Here is a 3,920-nt window from a genome sequence, read left to right as displayed (position 1 = left end):
TGTGAAACTTTGTGTGATCTTTGCGTCTTTGTGGTTAGTGTCTTTCTCTCTTCTTCAAGCCGAGTATCGCCGCCGGATCGTTGGAATTAAATATTCACGGAAAGCCGCTTCAAAGCCAAACTTTGGCGCATGGCCCCAGTCGTGACGGGCGGCCGAATCATCAGCCTCGGCGGGCCAACTGTCCACGATGCCCTGCCGTTTGGCGTCCACTTGGGTGGTAATCTCTGCCTTGGGGAAAGCCCGCAGCACTTCTTGCCGGATTTCATCGGCCGTCGGGCTGAAGGCACTGATGTTGTACGTTCCGCGTGTGAGTCGTTCGCGGGGGGCCTCGGCCAGTTTCAGGATGGCGTCCACAGCATCGGGCATGGCCATGAACGGGATGCGTGTGTCCGGCCGGACGAAGCAGGCATACGGCTTGCCTTGGGCGGCCGCGTGGATCATTTCGGGGGCATAGTCCGATGTGCCGCCGGAGGGCGTGGTGAGGGCCGAGATGAGGCCGGGGAAACGCAGGCCGCGAAAATCGACTCGGGTTCGCACCGGGTCGGCCGAGAGTTGCCGGTAGTTCTTCGAGTAGTACGAGCCGAGGTGTTCGCCGTAGAGTTTGTTGCAGCCGTACATCGTCGTCGGAGTGTTAAACGAGTCTTCGCCCACCGGACCGAGTGAGTTTTTCAAGTCCAGAGACGAGATGCCGTAGGCGGCGATGGACGACGGGTAAATGAACATCACGGATCGGCCATGCGATTCGCCTTCGCGCTGGGCGAATTCCAACATCATTAATGTTCCCTCGACGTTGACCTTGTGGGCGGTCATCGGGGCGAATTCGCCGCGGGTGGAAAGCACGGCCGCAAGGTGGTAAATGTGGTCGATTTCAAACTCGGCCAAAATACGGTCCAAGAGTTGCTGATCGAGAATGGACCCGACATAGTGCTGCCGGACTTTGCCGGAGACGGCGGGGGCCAGGGGGGCCAGGTCGAGGGTGACCACGGGGCGGTCGGGATTGGCTGAGAGACGGTCGATAAGGGTGTGGCCGATTTCGCCGCTGGCGCCAGTGATTAACACAACGGGTTGACGGGACATGCGCGGATTCCTTTCAAGTTGGTGGGATTCTATTCAAAAAGTACCGTTGATCCGGCGGGCCAAACAACACCCGCCCCTTGACTTGCTCCGGTTGATTGGGAGAATTTCCTTACCTACCCCTTCCGCATGTTCCTCTCTCGGTTGAATGGTGGTCATGGCGAATCATCGTCGCGTCGGCCTTTGGCTCATTGGTGCGTTTGGTGGCGTTGGCTCCACGGTGGCGATGGGTCTGGCCGCGATGTCGCGCGGACTGACTTCCACCACCGGACTGGTCACCGCCGGACCCACGACCTCCCGGCCGGATTTCGACGCCCCGGCTGACTTTGTCATTGGCGGGCATGACATCCGCAAATCCTGCTTCAAAGAATCGGCCCTTGGCCTCAACGAGCGATCCGGCATCTTCACCGCTCGGATGATTGAAGCCTGTTCACCGGATTTGCAGGCGTGGTCAGAAAATGTCCAGCTCGGGACCGTGTTGCAATCCAACGAAGCCATCACGGCGATGGCTTCCTCCGGTCTTCCAACGGCCAAACATCCGCGAGAGGCCATCGACCGCGTTCAGGCGGATTTGAAGGCGTTTCAGAAGAAGCACGATCTGGAACAAGTGGTGGTGGTGAACGTCGCCTCCACGGAGCCGCCGTTCGTCGCCGGGCCGGAGCATCAATCACTGGCGGCGCTTCAAGCCGCCCTCTCGCGGGTTGAGAACCCGGTTCTCCCAGCCAGCGGCATCTATGCCTACGCGGCGATGGATTTGGGTCTTGCCTATGTGAATTTCACGCCCTCGTTCGGGGCCACCTCCCCGGCGATGAACGAACTGGCCTTGCTCAAGAAAGTCCCCTATGCGGGGCAGGACGGCAAGACCGGCGAAACGCTCCTGAAGACCGTGCTGGCGCCGATGTTTGCCGCCCGGAATTTGAAGGTGCATAGCTGGATCGGCCACAACATCCTCGGCGGCGGCGACGGCCGGGTGTTGAATAATCCGGAGAACAAGGCGTCCAAGGTGAAGTCCAAGGATGCGTCGCTGCCGGCGATCCTGGGGTACAAGCCGCAATCGTTGGTGTCGATCGAGTATGTCGAATCGCTGGACGACTGGAAAACCGCGTGGGATCACATCCACTTCGAGGGCTTCCTCGGCACAAAGATGGCGATGCAGTTCACCTGGCAGGGGTGCGATTCCATTCTGGCCGCCCCGCTGGTGATCGATCTGGCCCGGCTGGCGTTGTTCGCCCGGCGTCAGGGTCAGGCGGGCGTGATGGCCGAAGTGGCTTGTTTCTTCAAAAGCCCCCTCGGCACGACCGAACAGGACTTCTTCCGTCAATGGAAAATGTTTGAAGAGTATTTGGGCCGGGCCGCCCGGTCGTGAACCATGAGCTGTGAGCCATCAGCTAAACCAAAAAGCATCTAACGACCTGCTTGGTTTGGCTGATGGCTCACAGCTGATGGCTCACAGCCGGGCGGCATAGCCGCTCCACCGGGATGCACATGAAATTCGCCTTTAGCACCAATGCCTATCTGAAGTATTCCTTTGCCGAGACGACGCGCCGTCTGGCGGCCATCGGCTACCCGGCCGTCGAGATCATGGCGGACATTCCCCATGCGTGGCCGGCGTTCATGCTGCCCGAGCATCTGCAAAGCCTGCGGGATAATCTCGAAAAGAACAACCTGCAAATCTCGAACATCAACTCGTTCATGATGCACGCCATCGGGGACCACCGCCAGCTTTACTGGCATCCCTCGTGGATTGAGCCCGACTACAACTATCGCCGGGTGCGGATCGACCACACGAAGCGGGCTCTCACGCTGGCGAAACAACTCGGGGCCAAGTGCATCACCACCGAACCGGGCGGGCCGGTCGGACCCGGCGAATCTTGGAAAGCCGCCCTTGATCTGTTTGTGGAGATGATCAAGCCGGTGGCCGAGCATGCCGAGAAGGAAGGCGTGCTGCTCTTGGTGGAGCCGGAGCCGGGTTTGCTGATTGAAACCTGCGAACAGGCCGAGGAGTTCATGACGCTCATGAAGGACTCATCGGCGGTCGGTCTGAACTTCGACATCGGCCATCAGTATTGTGTTGGCGAAGACCCGGCCGTCTCGGTCAAACGGCTGGCGAAGTTCGTCAAACACATCCACTTGGAAGACATCGCCGCCACGCGGGTGCATCACCATCTGATCCCCGGCGAAGGGGCCATCGACTTCGCCCCGGTTCTGCGAGCGATCAAGGAAATTGGGTATGACGGTTGGGTGACCATTGAACTCTATCCGAACAAAGAAAACCCGGATTACGCCGCCAAGACCGCGTTGGAGCACATCACCAAAATCGCGGCAGGAATTTGATTGGCTGGTTGCCGGGGACTGACGACAACAATTCGCTTGGGCCATCAGCTAATGATTTCAAGAGCCCCACTGCGTCAGCGGTGGGGGTTGTTTTCAGAGTGTGACGGCCACCCCCACCGCTGACGCGGCAGTCGTGTGAAGATCTTTCAAGGAGTTCTCCGCAAGACCCGGAAGACAGAATCGTGAGGTTTTTCCTGCCGGAGTTTCTTGGTTTTTGGCTTCGGGGGACCGGAGGGCCGGGGGCGGGCGGACTTGGTCCATTTGCGATGCCACGTTCCCTGAAGCAACTTCAGTAACCACGCCTGAAGTTGCTCCGGCCCGAGAGGGACCAGCAGGAGTTCCAGATGGGCGGGGGTGAGCAACCTCGCCACGGTCGTCAGTTCGGACCGCACGTCGCGGAACAACATCTCCCCCGAGACCTTCTCCGGCGGCCTGTCGTTGGCGACGGCCGCATATTGATGAACCATCCGGATCAGATTGTAAACCACCAGGCACAGCGACATTTGCAACAG

The 3,920-nt window shown here is 59.5% G+C and carries 4 protein-coding genes; 2 read left to right on the top strand and 2 right to left on the bottom strand.

The genetic code is table 11. The annotated features are described in order from the left end of the window. Positions 1-54: 54 nt before the first annotated feature. A complete protein-coding gene (locus BGIM_RS0128195) occupies positions 55-1,077 on the bottom strand; it encodes an NAD-dependent epimerase/dehydratase family protein (RefSeq protein WP_020473039.1) in 1,023 nt (340 codons plus the stop codon). Positions 1,078-1,231: 154 nt separating this feature from the next. Here BGIM_RS0128195 and BGIM_RS0128190 point away from each other — a divergent pair, with 154 nt between their 5' ends. Together BGIM_RS0128190 and BGIM_RS0128185 are read left to right on the top strand one after the other, a co-directional pair. Beyond that, entirely contained in the window at positions 1,232-2,440 is a 1,209-nt protein-coding gene (locus tag BGIM_RS0128190) for an inositol-3-phosphate synthase (RefSeq protein ID WP_020473038.1), read from the top strand. 119 nt (positions 2,441-2,559) lie between these two features. After that, positions 2,560-3,408 carry a sugar phosphate isomerase/epimerase family protein gene (locus BGIM_RS0128185; RefSeq protein ID WP_020473037.1) on the top strand — a complete coding sequence of 283 codons (849 nt, stop codon included), beginning with the start codon at positions 2,560-2,562 and terminating at the stop codon, positions 3,406-3,408. Positions 3,409-3,554: 146 nt separating this feature from the next. Here BGIM_RS0128185 and BGIM_RS0128180 read toward each other — a convergent pair. After that, a partial coding sequence (locus tag BGIM_RS0128180) for a hypothetical protein (protein WP_029630684.1) occupies positions 3,555-3,920 on the bottom strand: 366 nt, incomplete at its 5' end.

This window comes from Zavarzinella formosa DSM 19928 (assembly GCF_000255705.1).
Taxonomy (GTDB): Bacteria; Planctomycetota; Planctomycetia; order Gemmatales; family Gemmataceae; genus Zavarzinella; species Zavarzinella formosa.
The sequence above is the reverse complement of the archived record's forward strand: the minus strand, read 5'-3'. Positions and strand labels throughout refer to the sequence as shown.

Coding starts and splice junctions, on each gene's coding strand:
- BGIM_RS0128195 (WP_020473039.1), bottom strand. CDS start 1,077: ATGTCCCGTCAACCCGTTGTGTTAATCACTGGCGCCAGCGGCGAAATC.
- BGIM_RS0128190 (WP_020473038.1), top strand. CDS start 1,232: ATGGCGAATCATCGTCGCGTCGGCCTTTGGCTCATTGGTGCGTTTGGT.
- BGIM_RS0128185 (WP_020473037.1), top strand. CDS start 2,560: ATGAAATTCGCCTTTAGCACCAATGCCTATCTGAAGTATTCCTTTGCC.